Origin of the sequence: Hyphomonas sp. NPDC076881 (genome assembly GCF_050269995.1) — a bacterium.
In the GTDB taxonomy this organism is placed as follows: Bacteria; Pseudomonadota; Alphaproteobacteria; order Caulobacterales; family Hyphomonadaceae; genus Hyphomonas.
Genome location: NZ_JBNNJJ010000032.1, coordinates 1 through 1,326 on the forward strand (window position 1 = coordinate 1; position 1,326 = coordinate 1,326).

A 1,326-nucleotide genomic window follows, 5' to 3' on the forward strand; every position below is an offset into this window, starting at 1 on the left:
GTGAACCACGCCGGGTTTGCCGGAGGCCATTTTCTTTGAGAGAGTGGCCCTATGACAGACAAGAAGCAGAGATCTCATTACTCGCCAGAGGTGCGTGAGCGAGCGGTTCGGATGGTGATGGAACACGGCGGGGAGTATCCGTCGCAGTGGGCGGCGATCGTCTCGATTGCCGGCAAGATCGGGTGCGTTCCGCAGACGCTGCATGGCTGGGTCGCGCAGGCCGAGCGGGACGCCGGCAAGCGGTCCGGGCCAAGCACTGAAGAGCGCGAGCGGATCAAGATGCTTGAGCGCGAAGTGAAGGAGCTTCGCCAGGCGAACGAGATCCTCCGGAAGGCATCCGCGTATTTTGCTCAGGCGGAGCTCGACCGCCGACCGAAGACATGATCGCGTTCATTGACGATCATCGCGATGTTTATGGGGTCGAGCCGATCTGCAGGGTATTGCCGATTGCCCCGTCGACCTATCATGAGGCGGATGCACGGCGGCGGCGCCCCGACCGCAGGCCGCCGCGCATCCGCCGGGACGAGACGCTGAAGCCGGAGATCCTTCGGGTCTTCAACGAGAACTTCACCGTCTATGGCGCTAACAAGGTCTGGCACCAGATGAAGCGGGAAGGCTTTGACGTGGCTCGTTGCACCGTCAGGCGCCTGATGAAGGCCATGGGTCTGCAGGGCATTATCCGCGGCAAGCCGCATCGCACGACCTATAGCGATAAGGCGGCGCCTTGCCCGCTCGACCATGTGAACCGCAACTTCAAGGCCCCGGCGCCGAACCGGCTCTGGGTCAGCGACTTCACCTACGTCTCGACCTGGGCTGGATTTGTCTACGTCGCCTTCGTCATCGATGTGTTCGCCCGCCGCATTGTCGGCTGGCGGGTCAGCCGGACAGCGCATGCGAGCTTTGTGCTCGATGCTCTTGAGCAGGCCCTGAATGACCGGCAGCCGGGCATCGGCAGCGGCCTTGTTCATCACTCGGATCGTGGCAGCCAGTATGTCAGCATACGGTATACGGAGCGTCTGGCAGAAGCAGGCCTCGAGCCTTCGGTCGGTAGTGTCGGCGATAGTTATGACAACGCCCTCGCCGAGACGATCAATGGACTCTACAAGGCCGAAGTCATCTGGCGGAAAGGTCCCTGGAAATCCATGGACGCGGTTGAATACGCCACGCTCGAGTGGGTCGACTGGTTCAATCACCGCCGCCTGCTCGAGCCGATCGGAAACATCCCTCCGGCAGAAGCCGAGGCCAACTACTTTGCAGCCCTGAAGGAAAACGCTATCGCTGCATGACTCCAACCAAACAGCCTCCGGGGTTATCGGCGCGGTTCAC

At 61.7% G+C, this 1,326-nt stretch carries 1 protein-coding gene and 1 other annotated feature; the gene reads left to right on the top strand.

All coding sequences use genetic code 11. The features are described from left to right. Positions 1 to 51: 51 nt before the first annotated feature. Positions 52 to 1,286 (top strand): IS3 family transposase gene (locus ACQKI2_RS18560; protein WP_427381118.1). Its coding sequence is split into 2 segments (ribosomal slippage): positions 52 to 346 and positions 346 to 1,286, totalling 1,236 coding nucleotides; the frame shifts between segments, so codons are not numbered across the junction. Then, positions 339 to 455, top strand: a sequence feature (AL1L pseudoknot). It overlaps the preceding gene by 117 nt. Positions 1,287 to 1,326 lie beyond the last annotated feature (40 nt).